At 67.0% G+C, this 17,680-nt stretch carries 17 protein-coding genes and 1 pseudogene; 4 read left to right on the top strand and 14 right to left on the bottom strand.

Translation table 11 applies throughout. The features are described 5' to 3' along the window. A pseudogene (locus tag B4A72_RS15035) lies at positions 1-396 on the top strand (purine-nucleoside phosphorylase); the annotation flags it as partial. A 104-nt stretch (positions 397-500) separates the two neighbouring features. On the opposite strand, the gene mnmH reads toward B4A72_RS15035, so the two are convergent. Both mnmH and B4A72_RS15025 read right to left on the bottom strand, forming a co-directional pair. Then, positions 501-1,553: a tRNA 2-selenouridine(34) synthase MnmH gene (mnmH, locus tag B4A72_RS15030; protein ID WP_414692151.1), complete on the bottom strand. Its 1,053-nt coding sequence runs from the start codon at positions 1,551-1,553 to the stop codon at positions 501-503. Position 1,554: 1 nt separating this feature from the next. Further along, a complete protein-coding gene (locus tag B4A72_RS15025) occupies positions 1,555-2,118 on the bottom strand; it encodes a L,D-transpeptidase (RefSeq protein WP_292954580.1) in 564 nt (187 codons plus the stop codon). Between the two features lie 141 nt (positions 2,119-2,259). Between B4A72_RS15025 and B4A72_RS15020 the strand changes: the two genes are divergently transcribed. Then, positions 2,260-2,946 (top strand): arylesterase, encoded by a 687-nt coding sequence (locus tag B4A72_RS15020; protein ID WP_292954370.1) that lies wholly within the window; start codon positions 2,260-2,262, stop codon positions 2,944-2,946. Between the two features lie 131 nt (positions 2,947-3,077). Here B4A72_RS15020 and rpmB read toward each other — a convergent pair whose 3' ends face one another. From rpmB to meaB, 3 genes are all read right to left on the bottom strand, one after another. Next, a complete protein-coding gene (gene rpmB, locus B4A72_RS15015; RefSeq protein WP_292954373.1) occupies positions 3,078-3,377 on the bottom strand; it encodes a 50S ribosomal protein L28 in 300 nt (99 codons plus the stop codon). 308 nt (positions 3,378-3,685) lie between these two features. Continuing rightward, a complete protein-coding gene (locus B4A72_RS15010; protein WP_292954376.1) occupies positions 3,686-4,732 on the bottom strand; it encodes a bifunctional transcriptional activator/DNA repair enzyme AdaA in 1,047 nt (348 codons plus the stop codon). Between the two features lie 67 nt (positions 4,733-4,799). After that, positions 4,800-5,774, bottom strand: a complete 975-nt coding sequence (gene meaB / locus B4A72_RS15005; RefSeq protein WP_292954379.1) for a methylmalonyl Co-A mutase-associated GTPase MeaB — start codon at positions 5,772-5,774, stop codon at positions 4,800-4,802. Between the two features lie 217 nt (positions 5,775-5,991). Between meaB and serS the strand changes: the two genes are divergently transcribed. After that, positions 5,992-7,284 carry a serine--tRNA ligase gene (serS, locus tag B4A72_RS15000; protein WP_292954382.1) on the top strand — a complete coding sequence of 431 codons (1,293 nt, stop codon included), beginning with the start codon at positions 5,992-5,994 and terminating at the stop codon, positions 7,282-7,284. Between the two features lie 83 nt (positions 7,285-7,367). Next, on the top strand, positions 7,368-8,141 hold the full coding sequence (locus tag B4A72_RS14995) for a hypothetical protein (protein ID WP_292954385.1): 774 nt from the start codon (positions 7,368-7,370) through the stop codon (positions 8,139-8,141). 2 nt (positions 8,142-8,143) lie between these two features. On the opposite strand, the gene der is transcribed toward B4A72_RS14995, so the two are convergent. The 9 genes from der to B4A72_RS14950 form a co-directional block, all read right to left on the bottom strand. Beyond that, positions 8,144-9,628, bottom strand: a complete 1,485-nt coding sequence (gene der / locus B4A72_RS14990) for a ribosome biogenesis GTPase Der (protein ID WP_292954388.1) — start codon at positions 9,626-9,628, stop codon at positions 8,144-8,146. Next, a complete protein-coding gene (locus B4A72_RS14985; RefSeq protein WP_292954391.1) occupies positions 9,625-10,947 on the bottom strand; it encodes a PQQ-binding-like beta-propeller repeat protein in 1,323 nt (440 codons plus the stop codon). The genes der and B4A72_RS14985 overlap by 4 nt, the downstream gene beginning before the upstream one ends. A 39-nt stretch (positions 10,948-10,986) precedes the next feature. Then, complete coding sequence (locus B4A72_RS14980) at positions 10,987-11,688, bottom strand: tetratricopeptide repeat protein (RefSeq protein ID WP_292954394.1); 702 nt, start codon at positions 11,686-11,688, stop codon at positions 10,987-10,989. Positions 11,689-11,811: 123 nt separating this feature from the next. Then, positions 11,812-12,822 carry a metallophosphoesterase gene (locus tag B4A72_RS14975; protein WP_292954397.1) on the bottom strand — a complete coding sequence of 337 codons (1,011 nt, stop codon included), beginning with the start codon at positions 12,820-12,822 and terminating at the stop codon, positions 11,812-11,814. Between the two features lie 86 nt (positions 12,823-12,908). Next, entirely contained in the window at positions 12,909-13,508 is a 600-nt protein-coding gene (locus tag B4A72_RS14970) for a superoxide dismutase (RefSeq protein WP_292954400.1), read from the bottom strand. 152 nt (positions 13,509-13,660) lie between these two features. Then, positions 13,661-14,179, bottom strand: a complete 519-nt coding sequence (locus tag B4A72_RS14965) for a sarcosine oxidase subunit gamma (protein WP_292954403.1) — start codon at positions 14,177-14,179, stop codon at positions 13,661-13,663. Then, positions 14,172-17,099: a sarcosine oxidase subunit alpha family protein gene (locus B4A72_RS14960; protein ID WP_292979010.1), complete on the bottom strand. Its 2,928-nt coding sequence runs from the start codon at positions 17,097-17,099 to the stop codon at positions 14,172-14,174. Before B4A72_RS14960 ends, B4A72_RS14965 begins: the two co-directional genes overlap by 8 nt. Next, positions 17,096-17,431, bottom strand: coding sequence for a sarcosine oxidase subunit delta (locus B4A72_RS14955; protein ID WP_292954409.1), 336 nt, complete (start codon positions 17,429-17,431; stop codon positions 17,096-17,098). Before B4A72_RS14955 ends, B4A72_RS14960 begins: the two co-directional genes overlap by 4 nt. Next, positions 17,432-17,680, bottom strand: a 249-nt coding sequence (locus tag B4A72_RS14950; RefSeq protein WP_292954412.1) for a hypothetical protein, incomplete at its 5' end; no start/stop codon positions are given. It lies immediately after the preceding gene.

The raw sequence follows: 17,680 nt of genomic DNA, 5'->3' as shown, positions 1-17,680 counted from the left end.
CTGATCGGAGAAGGCACCGATGCCCGCTTCGTGCCCATGACCCGGGCGCATGATCCCGAAATCCGCGCCGGACTTGGCGCCGCGGCGCGCGACGAGGGTGTCGATCTGCCCGAGGGCGTCTATTGCTGGTTCTCGGGCCCCAGCTTCGAAACCCCCGCGGAAATCCGCGCCGCGCGGACGCTGGGCGCCGACGCAGTCGGCATGTCCACGGTGCCGGAAATCATCCTGGGACGGTTTCTCGGGCTGCGCTGCGCGGCGATTTCGGTCATCACCAATATGGGCGCGGGCCTGTCGGACGAGGCGATCAGCCACGAACACACCAAGGCCATGGCCCCGCAGGGCGCCGCGAAACTGGAGGCGGTGCTGCGCCGCTTCCTGCGCGATCGGCACGGATGACATTTTGCCATTCCGGTTCCGGGCGCGACGTTCTGCGCCGGCACAACGGCAGGGGTCGCGGCGGCTTTCATATCCCCGTCGCCCTGCCAGGACCACACCCTCTTTCAGAGGCGAAGACCGGCCAGGGCAGCCTCGACCGCCGCCGCCGCCGCATCCGTGTCGCGCAGATCATCCAGCGCAACGACCGCCCGTTCGCGCTGCGCATAGCGCGAACGGTGTTTCCGATAGCGCGGATCGTAATGGTCGCGCATCAGCCCCTCGGCCAGTTCCACCCAGGCACCGGCCTCTGCCAGCGCCTGCCATGTCGCGATGCGTTCGGCCGGATGCTGCCGGGACAAGGCCGCGATGATCGCCGCCAGCCGTTCGGAATCGGCGACCACATCGGCATAGTCGCGGGCCGAATAGGCTGCCCGCGCCGCGACCGGGACATCCAGCCTAATGCGGGGCGCCGCGCAGATCGCCTGCCACATCGCCTTCGGGACCGAGATCTGTCCGATCCGGCTGCTTTCGGCCTCGACCATCACAGGGCGGCCGGGATCCAGCCCCTCGATCGCGATGGCCAGACGGCTCTCGAACCATTTCTGGCTGGGCTGACCGCCCTCGATCGCCCCGAACAGGCTGCCGCGGTGGCGCGCCAGACCTTCCAGATCGATCACCTGAACGCCGCGCATGGCCAGCCGGTGCAGGATTGCCGTCTTGGCGCTGCCGGTATTGCCGTCCAGAACCACGACAGGCGCGGCGACCGGCCCGTTCTGCACGCGATCCACGACCAGCCCGCGCCACGCCTTGTAGCCGCCTTCCAGGCGCGCCACGCGCCAGCCGATCTGCGACAGGATCGTCTGAAAGCTGCCTGAACGCTGCCCGCCGCGCCAGCAATAGACCAGCGGCCGCCAGCCGCCGCCGCGATCGGACAGCGGACCCGCCAGATGCCTCGCGGCGTTGGCGGCGACCAGGGCCGCACCCATCCTGCGCGCGTCAAAGGGTGATACCTGCTTGTAGATCGTGCCGACCTCGATCCTTTCGGCATCGTCCAGAACCGGCAGGTTGATCGCGCCGGGCAGATGATCCTCGGCATATTCGGCGGGGGCGCGGACATCGATGATGTTGTCAAACCCGGCAAAAGCCGGATCGGCAACGCAAGCGGGCTTCAGTATCAAGTCAGTAGACGTAAACGGGTGTTCCCACCGGAACCCGATCGAACAGGCTCATCACCGATTCGTTGCGCATCCGGATACATCCGTTGGAGACCGCGCGACCGATCGAGCCCGGCTCGGTCGTGCCGTGGATGCGGATCGCGGTATCCTGACCCTTCGCGTTATAGAGATACAGCGCGCGCGCCCCAAGCGGATTGGTGGGCCCGCCCGGCATGCCGCCCGCCCATCTGGCATATTGACCCGGATTGCGCTTGATCATGTCCTGCGTGGGCGTCCAGCTGGGCCATTCGACCTTGCGGCCGATACGGGCACGGCCCTTCCAGACCAGTTCGGCCTTGCCGACGGCCACGCCATAGCGGATCGCCCGTCCCGGCGCGATCACATGATAAAGAAAGAAGTCGTCACTGACGACGACGATGCTGCCGACCTCGAAATCGTTGCGGATGGCGACTTCTGTCGGCGCATAGGGGTCGCGGGTCGAAGCCGGCGCGGTGACAGCCTGCGCCAGTCCCAGCGACGGGGCGGCGATCAGCGGCAAGGCCAGCGACATCAACTGACGGCGGTTCATGGCGATCATTTCCTGCAGGCTGCTCGGGTTCGTCTTTTCCTTGTCTGAATACAGCAAAAGAGGGGCATCCTGCAACTGATCTGCACGCATCTGACGTATTCGTGGCTTGATTCGCGGCCCGCCGGGCGACATTCCGCTGTCATGACATCACGCCACCTCCCCCGCCCCGATCGCCGCCGCGTCCTTGCCATGGCGGCTGCGGGCGCGGTCGCAATGCCCGCGCGCCTGTCGGCTCGGCCTGCCGGTCCAAGCATCCTCGCCTTCGGGGACAGCCTGACCGCGGGCTTCGGTCTGCCGCCCGAAGAGGGGTTGGTTCCCGTGCTGTCGGACTGGCTGGCGCGGCGCGGAACGCCCGCGCGGCTGACCAATGCCGGGCTATCGGGCGAGACGACTTATGGCGGCCGGGTGCGGATCAACTGGGCGCTGCGCGGTGGCGCCGATGCGGTGATGGTCGAGTTGGGCGGCAATGACATGCTTCTGGGCTGGACCGCCGCGCGGGCCGAGGCCAATCTGGATGCGATCCTCTCGAAGGCCACGGCGCGCGGCCGTCCCGTTCTTCTGATCGGCATCAGCGCCCCGGCCGGGGCGCGCGAATGGCGACGGGCCTGGGCCGGGCTGTGGCCGCGCCTCGCCCGCCGTCACGGCACGCTGTTGCTGCCCGATCTCTATGCACCGCTGGCTGCGATCGCCCGCGACGACCGGGCGCCGCTGTTGCAGCGCGACGGCATCCACCCGTCGTCACAGGGTATCAGGCTGATCGTCGATCACCTGGGACCGAAGGTGCAGGATCTGGTGGCGGCGACGCGCGCCGCACAGGCCCCGGGCTAGCGCCAGGATCCGCGGGCATCCGCGTCTGCATCACAGGCCAGGACTACGGAAGGCGTGAGGACGCCCTATTAGCTGGCGCACAGTCAAAAGCCCCGCCGAAGCGGGGCCGATCGGGCCACAATGGCCAGGGCTCAGGCCTGCAGTTCCGCCGGGCCGTCCTTCTTGGCAATCTCGCGCTTCAGCTTCAGCGCGCGGGCCGACAGATCGCCATCCTTCGCGCGGGCCAGGAATTCGTCCAGCCCGCCGCGATGATCGACCGAGCGCAGGGCCGCGGCCGAGATCCGCAGAGAATAGCTGCGGCCCATCTTCTCCGAGGTCAGCGTGACGTCGTTCAGGTTCGGCAGGAACCGGCGACGGGTTCTGTTGTTGGCGTGGCTGACATTGTTGCCGGTCATCGGGCCTTTGCCGGTCAGTTCGCAGACGCGCGACATGATGTTGATCCTTCGTCTCAGCTTGGCGGGCGTTCCCGACGGATGGGTCCGGCCCAATTGACAAGGGCGCCGCGAGGCAGCGCCCGGAAATTCCGTTCGCGGGTGATTACAGCGACGCCCCGCCTTCGTCAACCCCCCTGAGACATCGGCCGCGACGCGATCGGTCCGGATCGGTCAAGGGTCTGCGTCCTTGCAGGCATGTCGCAGCTGACCGATCGGACCGGGAATACCGGGCGCTTGCGGCATCCCGAAGACCGAACGGCACCGGCGGCGCGCCGGCCGGGATGGGACGCGGAAAAAGCCTTGAATCAGGCATAGGCGGCCTCGATCCGGATCAGCTTTTCCTTGCGCCACAATCCGCCCGCATAGCCGGTCATGCGGCCGTCGGCACCGATGACGCGGTGGCAGGGCACGATCAGGGCCAGCCGGTTGGTCGCGTTGGCACGGGCCACGGCGCGAACGGCCGAAGGGCGACCGATCTGCCCGGCCAGCGCCGCATAGCTGCGAGTCTCGCCGGCCGGTATTCTCTGCAAGCCGCGCCAGACCTGCTGCTGGAAATCGGTGCCGTGCAGATGGACGGGTATCGAGAAGCGCGGATCGCGGCCCTCGAAATAGGCGGCAAGCTGGGCCTGGGTCTGGTCGATAACGGCGTTCCGGCCCAGACCGATCCGACCGCCGACATGGGCCGACAGGCGGCGCAGCCCCTGGCGCAGCGCCTTGCGATCGGTGAATTCCAGCAGATGCAGGGACCGGTCGTCGGCAATGGCGATCATGCCGCCCAGCGGCGTCTCGATCCAATCGGCGCGCAGATCCGCAGGCCCGCGCCAGCGATGCGGTGAATGGCCGAAAAGCCGGGCAAAGGCATTGCGGAACCCGGAAGCCGATTCGAATCCGGCATCAAGCTGTGCCTCGATCATCGGCGATCCCTCCTTCAACGCCTGCATCCCGCCCAGGATCCGCCGCTCGCGGGCCATGGCCAGAAAACTCTGCCCGAAATGCCGCTTGAAGGCCCGACGCACGGTCGAGGGGTCGAACCCCAGTGATACCAGATCGCCCTCGGACCAGCGCCGTCCCGGATCGGCGCCAAGCCGCGCCACCAGATCTCGGACCAGCGGTTCGCCCTCGGCGCTCAGACCTGCGGGGTGGCAGCGCCGGCAGGGACGGAAACCCGCCGCCATCGCGTCCTCGGGCCGGCTGAACCAGCGGCAATTGCGCGCCAGAGGCTTGCGCGCCGGGCAGGTCAGCCGGCAGAAGATCCCGGTCGTGGTAACGCCGACCAGGGCGCGTCCCTCGAAGGTCGCATCGCGCGCGATCAGCGCGGCATAGAGCGTATCGGCTTCGGGCAGATCCAGCATGGCGACATCCTTTCCCCTACTTTCTTCTAGCCGATTCGGCGCGGCTTCGGGACACCAAAACGGGCGTCTATTTCCCGTCCTCCCGGTGCAGACGATCCAGCATCCGCGCCGCCGCCAGACCCGGCGGCAGATCGCCCGCGGCAACCGCCTCGCCCAGCCTGTCCAGTTCCTTTCGCAACCGGGGCTGATTCAACCGCGCCAGAAGGCCGGCGCGCACATCGGCCATGAACCAGTGACGGGCCTGCTGCGCCCGGTTCCGGTCGAAATGCCCGTTCTTGCGCCGCCAATCGGCAAGTTGCCGGATTTGCGCCCAGGCTTCGTCCAGCCCGTCGCCCGTCGCGGCCGAGACGGGCAGCGCCTTGGGAAAACCCTCGGGATCCTGCGGTCGCTTGCGCAGCAGGCGCAGGGCGCCCGCGTAGTCGGCGACGGTGCGTCGCGCCGTGGCCAGCAGGTCGCCATCCGCCTTGTTGACAAGGATCAGGTCGGCCATCTCCATGATGCCGCGCTTGACGCCCTGCAATTCGTCGCCGCCGGCGGGCGCCAGCAGCAGCACGAACAGATCCGACATCTCGGCCACCATCGTCTCGGACTGGCCCACGCCGACCGTCTCGATCAGGACCAGATCGTAACCTGCGGCCTCGCAAAGCCGGATCGCCTCGCGCGTGCGGCGCGCGACGCCGCCCAGCTCGCGACTGGCGGGCGTGGGCCGGATGAAGGCTTTCGGGTCGCGTGACAGACGTTCCATCCGGGTCTTGTCGCCAAGGATCGAGCCGCCCGAACGCGCCGAAGAAGGATCGACGGCGAGAACCGCGACCTTCATCCCCTGTCCGGTCAGCATCGTGCCGAAAGCCTCGATGAAGGTGGATTTTCCGACGCCGGGCGTGCCCGACAGTCCGATCCGCAAGGCCGTTCGTTCGGGCAGCCGCGCAATCAGATCCGTAGCCTGCGCGCGATGATCCGCGCGCGTCGATTCGATCAGGGTGATCGCGCGTGACAAGGCGCGCCGGTCTCCGCCTGTCAATCCGTCGAGAAGTTCGTCCATGCAGCACCGTGGCAGGCGGGGGCCGACTGCCCCCGCACCCCCGTGGATATTTGCACCAAGGCAAAATGCCAAGCGCGCGCAACGCGCCGGGCATGGGATGATGCAGCGGCTGGCGGTGGCCTGCGGGAGGTATTCGAAGACCGGATCAGGCGACGGGCTTTTGTCCGGCGCGGGCTTGGGTTAGGCAAATCTCAGACATTTTGCCACGGTGAGTCCCATGCATGACATTCGCGCCATTCGCGACAATCCCGACGGTTTCGAAGCCGCGCTGCAACGACGCGGCCTGTCAGGCGTGACCGAGGCCATCCTGGCCCTCGATGGCGAGCGCAGGGCCAAGATCGCCGAGGCCGAGACAGCGCAGGCCGAACAGAACCGCGCCAGCAAGGAAGTGGGCGCCGCCAAAAGCCGCGGCGAGACGACCGAATTCGAACGCCTGCGCGCGCTGGTGGCCGAAAAGAAGACCGATGTGGCACGAATGCAGGCCGAGGCCGCGGCGCTGGACGGGCGCCTGCGGGACATGCTTCTGGGGGTGCCGAACCTGCCGCTGGAGAATGTGCCCGATGGCGCCGACGAAAATGACAATGTCGAACTGCATCGTCGCGGGACGCCGCGCCGGTTCGACTTTGGCCCGGTCGAGCATTTCGAGATCGCCGGTGTCCGGCCCGGCATGGATTTCGAGACGGCGGCGAAGTTGTCGGGCAGCCGCTTCGTGATGCTGAAGGGCGCGGTGGCGCGCCTGCATCGTGCGCTGGCCCAATTCATGCTGGATCTGCATGTGACCAGAAACGCCCTGCAAGAGACCTGGACGCCGGTCCTGGTGCTGGAGGACATGATGGTCGGCACCGGCCAACTGCCCAAATTCGGCGACGACAGCTATCAGACGCGCGACGGCTATTGGCTGATTCCCACGGCCGAGGTGACGCTGACGAACATTGTCCACGGCGATCTGGTCGATCAGGCCAGCCTGCCGCGCCGCATGGTCGCCCACAGCCAGTGTTTCCGGTCCGAGGCGGGCAGCGCAGGCCGCGACACCACGGGGATGCTGCGCCAGCACCAGTTCGAGAAGGTCGAGATGGTCTCGATCACCGATGCCGACAGCGGTCTGGCCGAACATGCCCGCATGACGCGCTGTGCCGAATCGGTGCTGGAGGCGCTGGACCTGCCCTATCGGACCATCGTGCTGTGCACCGGAGACATGGGTTTCAGTGCCCGCATTACCCACGACATCGAGGTCTGGCTGCCCGGCCAGGATCGCTATCGCGAAATCAGCAGCGTCAGCTATTGCGGCGATTTCCAGGCGCGCCGGATGAATGCCCGCTATCGCCCGGAGGGCGGCGGGAAGCCGGAATTCGTCCACACGCTGAATGGGTCGGGTCTGGCCGTGGGCCGGACACTGATCGCCGTGCTGGAAAACGGTCAGCAGCCCGATGGATCCGTCGATCTGCCCGCCGCGCTTCATCCCTATCTGGGCGGGGCGAGCCGGCTGAGCGCCGACGGCACGTTGGCCTGAGCGGTCTTCCCGGCGCGAGGGCGGTGCCGGGCGGCAAAGCGGCGGCAGCGAAACAAATTCGCCCGCCGCCGCGTTCTGCCGCCATGAAACGCTTCGGCCAGATCATTCACGGCTCCGCCACGCTGCTATTCGTCGGCAGCAGCTTCGCCTATGCGGTGCAATCCCGTCCCGCGCCGCTGCTGGCAGCGTTTCAGGGCTCGGACGGCGCGGTGGTACTGCCGGGCGTGCCGGCAGCAAGCGACGCCGCCCAAACGCTTGCGTTGCCGCAATTGTACATGAGCCCCGAAAATCCGCTGATGTGGGCGCTGCTGATCGTTCTGTGGCTCAGCCTCGCCCTGGACGCGATCACGCAGCTTCGCGAATCGTCCGAGGATTATTCTTTCGCCGCCGCAGCGGGACCGAATGTCGTCTGGCCGGCCCTGTCGCTGGCGCTGCTTGCAGGCGCAGCCTGGCCCTGGATGGTGGACCGGCAGAACGAGCCCGTCCTGCTGGGCGCGCTGTTCATGGTGCTGGCCACGGTCATCGCGGCCAGGCGCGCGCGACGTTCGAACCGGCCAGCGATCGGCTTTCTGGCGGGGTGGAGCACCGCGACCGGCATCGCGGCCCTGGCCGCCATCCTGGCCGAACGCCTCGGCCTGACCATCGCCCAGGCCGCGGTTCTGGCGATTTTGCCGGGCGTGCTGATCGGCCTTGCGGCGCAGGGCAGGATCGGACCGTCAATCACCTATCCGACGGCGCTTATCTGGGCCTTCGTTGCGCTGGCGACCACGACCATGGGTTCCAGCCCGATGATCGCCATGGCCGCGATCGTGGGCGTCTCGGCGATGGCGATGGTGCTGATCGAGGCCGCCAGCTAGGATCAGCCGCCCTTGGGTTTCTGCCGCACCCTGTGTTTCGAAAGCGCGCCGGACTGGCTGATCTTGCCGGCCTTTGCGCGATAGGGGTTGTCGCCGCCCTGATCTCGGAAGAACAGCCGGATCGGCGTGCCGGGCATGTCGAAATCGACGCGCAAGCCGTTGACCAGATAGCGCTGATAGCTGTCGGGCAGCTTGTCGGTATGCGTGGCCTTGACGATGAAGGCGGGGGGGCGGGTCTTCACCTGGGTCATGTAGCGCAGCCTGATCCGCCGCCCGCCGGGCGCGGGGGGCGGATGGCTTTCGGTCATCGCCTCCAGCCAGCGATTCAGCTTCGCGGTGGAAACGCGACGGTTCCAGACCTCGTGTGCCTTGATGACCGCCGCGTGCAACCGGTCCAGTCCCTTGCCGGTCCTGGCCGAGACGGTGACCAGCGGTGCCCCCTTCAATTGTGGCAGCAGACGTTCGAAACTGGCGCGCAGTTCGTTCAGCTTGTGGGGCTTGTCGTCTTCCAGATCCCATTTGTTGGCGGCAACGACGACGGCGCGGCCTTCGGTTTCGGCGAAATCGGCAATGCGCAGATCCTGCTGCTCGAAGGGAATCGCCACGTCCAGCAGGACGACCACCACTTCGGCGAACCGCACCGCGCGCAAGCCGTCGGCGACCGAGAGCTTCTCGATCTTGTCGGTAATTCTGGCACGCTTGCGCATCCCGGCGGTGTCGAAGATCCGCATGGGCGTGCCCATGAACGTCGTCGCCACGCTGATCGAATCGCGGGTAATCCCGGCTTCGGGGCCGGTCAGCAGACGAGTCTCGCCAATGATCTTGTTGATCAGCGTGGACTTGCCTGCATTGGGACGCCCGATCACCGCCAATTGCAGCGGACGCGCATCGGAGGGGCGCCATTCTTCGGCGCCTTCACCACTTGCGGCATCGGCTTCGGACAGGTCCACATCGGTCAGCGCGGCGACGGGTTCGGGCCGCTCGGCCTCGACCCGGTCGGCCAGCGGCATCAGCACCCGATAGAGATCATCCATCCCCTCGCCATGTTCCGCCGAGATGCGCAAGGGTTCGCCCAGACCCAGCGACCAGGCCTCGAGTGCGCCGGCTTCGCCCGCCATCCCCTCGGCCTTGTTGGCGGCCACGATGACATGGCGCGCGCGCTTGCGCAGGATTTCGGCGAAGTATTCATCCGCGGCCGTCACACCGACGCGGGCATCGACCACGAAAAGGCAGATATCGGCCTCGTCCACGGCGCGCTCGGTCAGACGGCGCATCCGGCCTTGAAGGCTGTCGTCATCGGCCATTTCCAGCCCCGCGCTGTCGATCACGACGAACCGCAGATCGCCCAGGCGGCCGGCGCCTTCGCGCAGATCGCGGGTCACGCCGGGCTGGTTGTCGACCAGCGCCAGGCGCTTGCCGACCAGCCGGTTGAACAGGGTTGATTTGCCGACATTGGGCCGACCGACGATGGCGAGGGTAAAGCTCATCGGAAGGCGTGCAACTGTCCCGCGCGCGAGACGACATACAGCGTCTGTCCCGCCACGACCGGGGCCGAAGCCGCTCCGCCCGGAATGTCGCCCTGTCCGACCAGACGGCCCGAGGCCGGGTCGAAGGCGCGCAGGACGCCGTCCGACGAGGCGACGAACAGCCGCCCCCCGGCAAGCACCGGGCCGAAATGGGAATAGATGCGGTCCTGCTTCTTCACGCGGGAATCGGTATAATAGGGCAGATCGACGCGCCAGATGACGCCGCCGGTCGCGGCATCGAGTCGAACCAGATCGGCCTCGTCGGTGACCGCGAAAACCGACCCGCCCGCGACCGCGACCGGGCTGTTGGCGCCGTCCTTCGCGGACCAGTCCTGAATGCCCGAACCAAGATCGACCGCGTCGATCCGTCCGGACGAGGTGCCGCCATAGACCGTGCCGTCCGAAATCACCGGATCGCCGGTCACGTCGCGGATCACGGCGATGGCGCGCCCGGTGCGCGTGCCGGCGATCTGCGCGTTCCATCTGGTCGCGCCGGTCTGCGTGTCGGCGGCGGTCAACTGGCCCGACGAGAAGGGAAAGACGACGGTGTCGCCCTGCACCGCGGGCACCGAGACGCCCATGACGCCTGCCTCGGACACGATCCCCGATGTCTGCCACAGGACCTTGCCGTCCGCGGCGCGGACGGCCCAGCCGACATTGTCGCGCGCGGCCACATAGACGACGCCGTTCGCGACCGCCGGGCCGCCGCCGATGGGCGCACCGACGCGCTGCCGCCACAGCACCGCACCGCTGGTCGCGTCCAGCGCGACCAGTTCGCCGAAGCCGGTGGTGACATAGACGCGGCCGCCCTCATAGGCCAGCCCGCCGCCCGAGGCGCTGTCGCGGTTTTCCAGCGCCGGTGTCACATCGGTTGACCATGCGCGGCCGCCCGAAAGCGCCGTCGCGGTGACGCGGGCGCGGCTGTCCAGCGTGAAGACGCGACCACCACCCACGATGGGATCGGCGGCGATCCGGTGGCGGCGGTCATTGCCCTCGCCGATATCGGCGGTCCAGACACGGCTGGTGCCGCCGCCAAGCGCGACATGGCCCGGCTGGTGGGCGGCGTTGCCGCCACGATGGGTCCATTCGGAGTTGAGACGCGGCGGCGCCAGCGACAGCGCGGTCGAGGTGACGGGCGCCGGGCCCTGGACAGCGGGTCCGTCGGGCGAGGTCACCGCAAGCGGGTCCAGCCGTTCGCCGGGCAGGATGATCTCGCGCTGGCAGGCGGCAAGGCTCAGCGCAGCAGCAAGGGCCATGGTCAGTCGCAGCGTGGCATCCATCCTCGCCTCTCCCTCGTTTCGCATCTCGGCCGCGGGCGATCAGCCCGCATTGGGCGTGGTTTCCGTCGGCATGGCTTCGTTCGGCATGGTCTCGGCCGGCTGGGGCTCGACGCCCAGGGCGATCATCATCTCCGAAAGCCGGCGGCGCAAGGCTTCGCTAAGCCCGTTCTTGGCCTGGATTTGCCGGATCAGCGTGATCGCGTCGTCGTTGCGCCCGGCCTCGATCAGCGCCACGGCCTTCTGTTCCAGCGCCAGCAATTCGAACGGCGCCCCTGCCCGCGACAGCCGCGACAGGATCTGGTCGCGGATGGCGGGGTCCATGTCCTGCCCCGCCATCATGACCAGTTTCAGATCGGCCAGATCGCCCAGCACGCTGTCGCCCGCATTGTCGCCTGCCGCATTGCGCAAGGCCTCGGCCGCGGCATCATTGCCACCGTTCTCGGCCCAGGCGCCCGCGGCCAGCAGCGCCGCCAGCGCCTTGCGGCTTTTCGACCCGTCGGGATCGACCTTCATGATCGCCGCCGGATCGCCCGAAGTCTCGGCCGACAGGATCGCATCGCCCCAGGCGCGGGCCTCGGCCTGGTCGCGCGACTGCGCGTATTCGCGCCAGGTCACGCCCGCCACCAGCGCCACGATCAGGACGACAGCAACCCAGCCCCAGCGGCGGAACAGCCGGAACAGCCGGTCGCGCCGCAACTCCTCGGTCACTTCGTCGATGAAACTGTCATTCTGGTTGGCCATGGCCGTCTTCCGCGCTGTCGTTCTTGCCGCCCGTCTTATAACGACGGCGATGGGAATGCCAATGCCGGGCGGGCGGATCGCCGGGCCGCGCCAGCCGCAAGGACCGGCGTCGAACAGGTTCGATCAGCCGCCTTCCGGCACCAGCTGCCCCGCGCGGCGCATGGCCTCGTAGCGTTTGCGTGCCTCTCTCTTTTCGCGGCTGGCATCCTCGTCCGGCGGCACCAGGTCGATCACGGTCAGTTCGGGCGGCACACCCAGCCGCATCGGCAGGACCGAACAGCCGATGCCGCCGGACACGATCAGGCTGCGCCCGGCATCGTCGTCATAGCGTCCCCAGCTCCAGGTCTCGTTGTCCGAGGCATTGATCAGCGGCGCCCCGCCCATGATCCGGACCTGACCGCCATGGGTATGTCCCGAAATCGTCAGTGCGACATGGCGGTCCGCCGCGCCCAGCAATCCGAAGATATCCGGTTCATGGGCCAGCAGGACGACGGGCGCGTCGTCGGTCACATCGCGCAAGGCCGCCGGCAGGTCGTCCATGCCATCGCTTTGCGGCCCCTCCTGGAAGGGGCGCTGATCGCCCAGACCGGCCAGCCAGAACGCTTCATCGCCCCGTCCGATCCGCACGGCGCGGTTTTCCAGACAGGGTATCCCCACCCGCGCCAGTTCGCGATGCGCCTGGGTCGGACCGGCGCGGCGTGCCTGGGCATCGGCATCCTGCCACCAATCGTGATTGCCCAGCACCGCATAAAGACCGTTGGGAGAGGTGAAATCCCGCAGCCTCTCGATGATGTCGCGCTTGCCGGTGCCGCTCCAGGTAAAGGGATGGGCTGCGGCATAATCGCCCAGCAGGATCGCCAGATCCGGCTGCAAAGCGTTGGCCCGGCGCACGATCCGACGGACCCGGCGCAGTCCGATATGCGGCGCGCCCGCGTGAAGATCCGATATGATGACCAGCCGGAACGGCCGCCGGCCGTGCCAGCCGGGCAATGCGACCCGCCACCGGACAAGACGCAGGCACATGGCGGGTTCGTACCACAGGGCATAGGCCGCCAGGCCCGCCAGACCGGCCAGAGCCAGAGATCCGACAGCCAGCGGGCGCTGGCGGTCCGGAAGGCGGCGCCGTTTGACCATCCTCTCCTCCTTGTCCGAATCGACAGAGAAAATCCCGCCGGATCATCTCCGGCGGGATTTTCCCTATATCATCATCGTCCCGCCGGCTACATGCGCGAAGCGACGTTTTCCCAGTTCACAAGATTGTCGAGGAAGTTCGACAGATATTTCGGGCGCGCATTGCGGAAATCGATATAGTAGCTGTGTTCCCACACATCGCAGCCCAGAAGCGCCGTCTGTCCGAAGCACAGCGGGTTGACGCCGTTCTCGGTCGACGTGACGTCCAGCGAACCGTCAGATTTCTTGACCAGCCACGCCCAGCCCGAGCCGAATTGCCCGCCGCCCTTGGCCGCGAATTGTTTCTTGAATTCATCGACCGAGCCGAAGCTGTCGGTCAGCGCCTTTTCCACCTCGGAAGGCATCGACGACGACGACGGCGCCATCATTTCCCAGAACTGGCTGTGATTCCAATGCTGGCTGGCATTGTTGAAGATGCCGTTCTGCGCCACGGCACCCTTCTGATAGGTGCCCTTGACGATCTCCTCAAGCGACTTGCCCTCCCATTCGGAACCGGCAATCAGTTCGTTCAGCTTTTCGACATAGGCATTGTGGTGCTTGTCGTGGTGGTATTCCAGCGTCTCTCTGGACATGCCCGCGCCCGCCAGCGCGTCGTGGGAATAGGGAAGATCGGGAAGCGTGAAAGCCATTTTCCTCTCCTTTCTGAAAGGGTTGAGCTTGCAGGTCGGGGCGCACCGTCCCGCATTCGCCGGATCAACGCAAGGGGTGCGGGCAGGTTCCTGCAAAGGCTGAGAAATGCCCGCCCGATCGTCGCGGAAAGCCGGCGCCGATCGACAGCCGATCAGCGCGGCGCAAGCCCGCTTCCCGGTATGGCCGCGTTCCGCAGCACCAGGCCAAGATAATCGGCGGTCGAACGAAAGCCGATGACGCGAAAGCCGCCGTCGATGCGCCAGAATGCGGCGGCCACCTGGGCCGCCCGCGACCGCCGCAGCCCGTCGCCAGGCATCGCGTCCAGGTTGGCGGGGCTCAGCTTGGCGATCACGTCGCCGGCATGGGGCCCGGTCACGTCGAAGACCGCGCGCGCGTCGGACAGATCGACGACCAGCGCGTGTTCGCCGGTCAACGCATCCCTCAGCGCGGTCAGTGCCGAGGCCAGATCCGCGCCGGGCAGGACCAGCAGCAATTCGTCGGGCGACATCCATCCCAGGGCGCGGTCGCCATCGGTGACGATGCGCGTGGTCAAGGGAATCGCAAGGCCCGCGGCCTCGGCGATGGCATCGCCCGACCGCGCCAGATCCGCGCGGATGGCGATCATGCCCAGCCCGTCCACGCGGGCCACATTCGCAAGCGGCTCAGCCATTCAGACGGCTCCCTTCCTTGTCGTAAAAGACCGGCTCGACGATCCGGCCCTTCATCACCTCGCCCGAGGGCATGGGAAATTCCAGCACCTGCCCCATCCGCGAGGGGCCATGGCGCACCAGCGCCATCGCGATCGGGCGGTCCAGCGTCGGCGAATGATAGCTGGAGGTTACACGCCCCTGCATCTTGCGCTGGCCATTCGCGTTCCTGCCTTCGTCCACCGCATGGGCGCCATCCGGGATGACCCGGCCGTCAAGGCTTTCCAGCCCGACCAGTTTCCAGCGCGCGCCGTCGGTCATGTGGCTGCGAGCCTGCGCCCGCTTGCCGATATAGTCGGACTTCTTCTTCGAGATCGCCCAGTCCAGACCCAGGTCCTGCGGGATCACGGTGCCGTCGGTCTCGTCCCCGATCATGATGAAACCTTTTTCCGCGCGCATCACATGCATCGCCTCGGTGCCATAGGGGGTGATACCCAGATCGCGGCCGGCCTCGTGCAGCTTGGTCCACAATTCCAGCCCGCGCCCGGCCGGCACGGCGATCTCATAGGACAATTCGCCCGAAAAGCTGATGCGATAGATGCGCGCCGGAATGCCGGCAATATCGCCCTCGGTCCATTGCATGAAGGCCAGTGCGTCCTGCGACAGATCGATGCTGCCGGGCAGCCGCTGCAACAGGTCGCGCGCCCTGGGGCCGGCCACGGCAATCTGGGCGAATTGTTCGGTGAGATTGACGGTATGGACCTGCCAATCCCACCATTCGCATTGCAGCCAGTCCTCCATGTGACCATGGATCCGTTCGGCCCCGCCGGTGGTGGTGTGGCACAACCAGCTATCTTCGGTCAGCCGCGCGACGACGCCATCGTCGATGAGAAATCCGTTCTCGCTGCACATCAGGCCATAGCGGCATTTTCCGACCGGCAGCGTGGACATCATGTTGGTATAGAGCATGTCGAGGAAGCGGCCCGCATCCGCCCCTTTCACAAGGATTTTCCCGAGGGTCGAGGCATCGAGAGTGCCCACCCCGCCGCGCACCGTCCTGATTTCGCGGTTGACGGCGGCGTGGCGGTCCTCGCCCACCTGCGGATAGCAATAGGGTCGGCGCCAGTGGCCGACGGGCTCCCACGAGGCACCGTGACGCTGGTGCCAGTCATGCATCGGCGTCTTGCGCAGCGGCTGAAACGCCTCGCCCCGCGCCTCGGCGGCGATCGTGGCCAGCGTCAGCGGCGTGTAGGGCGGGCGGAAGGTTGTCGTTCCGGTTGCCGGAACGGGTTGTCGCAACGCATTGGAAAGAACGGCAAGTCCATTGATATTACTGACTTTACCCTGATCCGTCGCCATCCCGAGCGTGGTGTATCGCTTGGTATGTTCGACACTGGCATAGCCTTCGCGCGCGGCCAGTTCGACGTCGCTGACCTTCACGTCGTTCTGGAAATCCAGCCACATCTTCGATCGCAGCTTGTAGGGCGCCTCCTGGGGCATGCACCAGACCGGAAGGGTGGCGCTTTCCTCGCGCTCCGGATCGCCGGCGCAGCGCAGATCGCCGTTTGCGGCGCCGGTGGCGGTGACATTGCCCTGACCGTCGGCACCCAGCGGCGGACGGTCGGGATCGGGGCGGAACATGGCCTGGCCTTCGTCCCAGATCAGCTTGCCGCCGCAATGGCTGTAGAGGTGGACGACCGGCGACCAGCCGCCTGACATCGCGACCACGTCGCAATCGAGCGACCCGATCGGTGTGCCGTCACCCGCCTGATCGCACAGGACCACGCTTTCCACATGCCGCCCGCCCCTGACCCTGGCGATCGCGGTGCCGGTCAGGACGTTGATGTCCTGCGCCCGCGCGGCCTGCGGCAGATCGCCATCGGCACCGGTGCGGGCATCCAGAACCGTGACATCCAGACCTGCCGCCCTGGCGGTCAGGGCGGTGCGATAGGCGTCGTCGTTGTTGGTGACCACGACGATCCTCTGGCCCGGTGCGACGCCGTAATCGGTGATGAAATCCCGAACGGCCGATGCCAGCATGACACCAGGCAGATCATTGCAGGCAAAAGCCAGCGGCCGTTCCAGCGCGCCGGTCGCGGTAATGACCCGTCCAGCCCGGATGCGCCACAACCGCTGACGCGGGATCGCTGCCTCGATGTCGTGGTCGGCCAGCGCCTCGCGCGCCAGAAGATAGCCGTGATCGTAAAGTCCGGTCGCCATCGTATTGCGGCGCAGGGTGACGTTCTTCATCCCCCGCAACCGGTCCAGCAGCATGTCCACCGCCTTCTGCCCGCCCTTGTGATCGACGGGCGTCCGACCGCCCCAGATTGCGCCCTGTTCCAGAACCACAACGCTGCCACCCGCCTGCGCGGCGTCCAGCGCCGCCCGCAGACCGGCGATGCCGCCGCCGACAACGACCGTATCGACATGTCCGTAGGCCTGTTCGTAGCGGTCGGGATCGGCGTCCGTCGGCGCGCGACCCAGCCCGGCGCTGCGGCGGATGATGGGTTCGAACACATGTTTCCAGAAGGGCCGCGGATGGATGAAGGTCTTGTAGTAGAAGCCGGCCGGCAACAGCGGCGCAAGCCACGTGTTCACCGCACCGATATCGGCATCCAGCGATGGCCAGCAATTCTGGCTGCGCAGCGTCATGCCCGGCAGAAGGGCGGTGGTGGTGGCGCGCTGGTTGGGCTCGAACCGGCCACCCTCGCCCAGACCGAACAGGGCGTTGGGTTCCTCGGCGCCCGAAGCGAGCGGCCCGCGGGGGCGGTGATACTTGAAGGACCGGCCCATCAGCATCTGGCCATTGGCCAGCAGCGCCGAGGCCAGCGTATCGCCCTGAAGCCCGCGCAACTGGCGATCGTCGAAGCGGAACGGAACCTGATAGGCGCGGTCGATCAGGCGGCCGCCGCCGGGCAGACGGAAGGGGGGCGTGTGCGTCATTCGGCGTCGGTCCAGTCAGATTGCCAATCGGGACGAGCGGCGCGAATCGCCTTGACGATACGCGCCGGGGGTCGGGTGTTCTGCGCCTCGTATGTGCCATAGACCTGCAAGGTTGCTGTATCGCGGGCCGCAAGAAACCATTTGCCGCAGCCATAGGCGTGCCGCCAGCGTTCGAAATGGACGCCTCTCGGGTTCTTCCTGGCAAACATGTAGGCCTCGAATTCGGTATCGGCACCGTTGGGGCCTATGCGCGTCAGATGTGCCTCGCCGCCGGGGGCAAGCTCGGTTTCCTCGGCGGGAATTCCGCAATAGGGGCAGGTCAGGATCAGCATTCAGATGTCCTTGGGCGGCAGGGTCATGACATGGGACAGGGCCATCCGCGCCAGGCGGATGCGAATCGTGTCGTCGGAAAGCGGCGGGCCGGACAGCCAGACATATCCCGGCATCTCACGGTGCCGCTGGACCATTCGCCCGGTTCCCGGCAAAGACAATGCTGCGGGCTCGGCGGTCCTGCCCACCCGAAACATTGCGCGCCCCTGACGCGCAGCGCAGAGCATATGACCGTTGATCATGTGACAATA

The sequence above is a fragment of the Paracoccus sp. UBA5162 genome (assembly GCF_002413585.1).
In the GTDB taxonomy this organism is placed as follows: domain Bacteria; phylum Pseudomonadota; class Alphaproteobacteria; order Rhodobacterales; family Rhodobacteraceae; genus Paracoccus.
This window is presented reverse-complemented; position numbering and strand designations above follow the sequence as displayed.